4 protein-coding genes are annotated in these 2600 nt (G+C 38.3%); 3 read left to right on the top strand and 1 reads right to left on the bottom strand.

Going from position 1 to position 2600, the window contains the following annotated elements:
• The 3 genes from BGC07_RS16045 to BGC07_RS16035 all read left to right on the top strand — a co-directional run.
• The coding region (locus tag BGC07_RS16045; RefSeq protein ID WP_162272293.1) for a DNA-packaging protein at window positions 1-643 on the top strand (643 nt) is incomplete at its 5' end.
• A 96-nt stretch (window positions 644-739) separates the two neighbouring features.
• A complete protein-coding gene (locus tag BGC07_RS16040; protein WP_069314073.1) occupies window positions 740-1000 on the top strand; it encodes a hypothetical protein in 261 nt (86 codons plus the stop codon).
• Window positions 960-1181 carry a hypothetical protein gene (locus BGC07_RS16035; RefSeq protein WP_069314072.1) on the top strand — a complete coding sequence of 74 codons (222 nt, stop codon included), beginning with the start codon at window positions 960-962 and terminating at the stop codon, window positions 1179-1181. The genes BGC07_RS16040 and BGC07_RS16035 overlap by 41 nt, the downstream gene beginning before the upstream one ends.
• A 316-nt stretch (window positions 1182-1497) precedes the next feature.
• Here the strand turns inward: BGC07_RS16035 and BGC07_RS16030 are convergent, their stop codons facing one another.
• Window positions 1498-2217: a hypothetical protein gene (locus BGC07_RS16030; RefSeq protein WP_069314071.1), complete on the bottom strand. Its 720-nt coding sequence runs from the start codon at window positions 2215-2217 to the stop codon at window positions 1498-1500.
• Window positions 2218-2600: the final 383 nt, after the last annotated feature.

Below are 2600 nucleotides of genomic sequence, written 5' to 3'. Positions count from 1 at the left end.
CCAAGAATTAGAAGCTGAGATATTAGACGACACGGCAGGCGCATTATGGACACGTAAGGGATTAGATCAGCAAACGATTAAAGAGGGCCCTGAATACTTTCAGCGCATTGTTGTTGCCATTGACCCGTCTGTCACGGCCACAGAAGAGAGTGACGAGTGCGGTTTAGTTGTTGCTGCGATTGATCGCGAAGGAAAAGGTTATTTGCTTGAAGATGCGAGTGATACGCTGCCACCGCTCGAGTGGTGTGAGTTGGCCGTTTCTTTATATAAGAAGTGGAACGCTGATTTGATTGTTGGTGAGGTTAACAACGGCGGTGATTTAATCGAAAGCCTGTTACGTTCTGTGGATAAGAATATACCGTATAAAAAAGTGCATGCAACACGGGGTAAGGTTATTCGTGCGGAACCTGTCGCAAATCTTTATACACAAGGTAAATGCTATCATCTAGGAGCTTTCCCAACGCTAGAAGATCAGCTTTGTACCTGGACTCCTGATGACCCTGATTCGCCAGATCGATTGGATGCGTTGGTGTGGGCGTTTACTGAGCTAATGATCGATAGCATGGATCTGCCGAAGTTAGACGGGATTAACTTTAAAGGCTTGGCTGAGAAAAGTTATAGGAAGAATCCGTTTGGGTTTTGAGTGATTTTCAGTGGTATTACAGTTATGGAGTGGGTGAATTATATATAAGGTGAGAATTATTTTTGCTAATTCCTTATTAAGAAAGAGGTTTGATCAATGCAAGGCTTTAGAGAATTAAACGCTATTTTTTCAGAATATTATGATTTTTCATACGCAGAAAATAATATATCTCACCTTGAACAAGATGTAATCGATACTTTACTTGATGCAAATAATAAAGGTTTGATACGTCAGTACCTAAAACTAAATGATGATAACTCCACTCTGAGTGAGGATGATCAGAGTAGAGTTAATGACTTCTTTGTGAAAATAGCATGTGAGCCAGAATTTTTTTGCGGGATTCCAAGAGTATTGTGAAGAGTATAGCAATGCCGAAGAAAAAGTTCTTGAATGGTTTGAAAAGAATGAAGCGGCTAATTCTGAGGTAGCAGAGAAAAGCTCTACGGAGGAGAATGCTGATGCATGTTTATTTTTAACTAAACAAGAAGAACAAAATAATTCAGCGAAGATCGCAACTGCAGCTCCCTCTCCGGGTTAGGAATAAATTTCATATTTTGTACGTTACTTTCGATAACACCGTTTAACGAAAGTAACTACAAAGCGCCTGAACCTGTTGATAACTGTGGGTTTCAGGCGTTTTACTCCAATCTAAAAAGTGTTATCAAGCCAGAATGTAGTGAATTTACCCGATTTTAGGGAAAAATGGCCAAATTTGAGGGTCTAAAACTGGAATTTTGATCGAGAGTATTTGTAAAAAAAGTCGGCACTTCCACCAAATTTACTCAATATGGTGGAGGGCGAGATACTATTTTTTACCGAGATAAAATGACTTCAAACCCCTATTAGGGGGCAAGTTAATCAGGATAATAAACGACATACATTGCTGTGCCTGGGTTATTACTAGACCAATACGGGACATTTATAGGGCCTGTTGTCAAATCAGACATTTTAGAATTTTGTATCGGAGCAACATATCCGAAGTATGGAATATTAGTTGGAGCGTGCGAAGTGTCAGGTGTGTTATTAGTGCCTTTTGTTCGATAACCTATTTTTATTAATGCATGATCTGAAGGGTTCACGAGTTTTGCCGCTATATTACCATCATTAGTTGTTAGTTGAAGTATTGTTGATGTTGAGCGCATTAAACTTTGGCTTTCTTGGTAATTAAATGTCATATGGAAGTGAAAATTTCTGCTTGAGTTATTTTCTTCTTCTCTTACAATTGAACCTGCATATGTACATGTAATATAGTTAGGTTTTAGCCAGTTGCTATAACCAAAGCTATTGTTTTTAGATATATATGTATCTGCTGACTGCTCTTCGGTGTCGTTAAAAAAGTGTAGTCTACCAGATATTTGAGATAACCCAGCGTTTTGTTGGTAGCCAAGGTTATAGGTTACTGATGGATTATTGGGAGTTGGATGTTTGTCTACAACACCAACAGCAACAACTTGCCCTGTATCTTCAGCAGTTATTCTGTTGTTGATTTTCAAGTATTCAAAATCTTCGGAGTTAGATACACTAATACAGGCATAGATTGGGATCCCTTTGCCTGTCTGTTGTGGTATTGGCATATCTGCATAGGTTAATGCCGTGGGTAATGCAATAATAGCGCCAATTAAAAAATTTTTTTATTTATCATTATTTGCTCCACTATGTTTATTTTTTAAATTCCAATGATGTTTATACTTTGAAATTCCATATTATGTGTAAATTCCTTTGCAGGGATTCTATAGCCACCACTTAACATGTAAACAGTAAAAGCACTGTTGAATATGATTGGAAATCGTAAGTATCAAATTATTTTCTAATAGGTTTTTATATAATGGCTGCATCTTTTCTCTCTAAGTTTAAAACTGCCCTGACACCTAACAAAATCGACGCTAAGCCCAAAACTCTCCCGTCGCCTCAAGGGTTTACAGGCTTAAGAGAAGTCGGCGGCAGAGTCACAGAGGAG

It is taken from the genome of Piscirickettsia litoralis, assembly GCF_001720395.1.
Taxonomy (GTDB): domain Bacteria; phylum Pseudomonadota; class Gammaproteobacteria; order Piscirickettsiales; family Piscirickettsiaceae; genus Piscirickettsia; species Piscirickettsia litoralis.
This window is presented reverse-complemented; position numbering and strand designations above follow the sequence as displayed.

Excerpts from the sequence above, each read along its gene's own strand:
- BGC07_RS16030 (WP_069314071.1), bottom strand. The coding sequence starts at position 2,217 with ATGCCAATACCACAACAGACAGGCAAAGGGATCCCAATCTATGCCTGT.
- BGC07_RS16040 (WP_069314073.1), top strand. The coding sequence starts at position 740 with ATGCAAGGCTTTAGAGAATTAAACGCTATTTTTTCAGAATATTATGAT.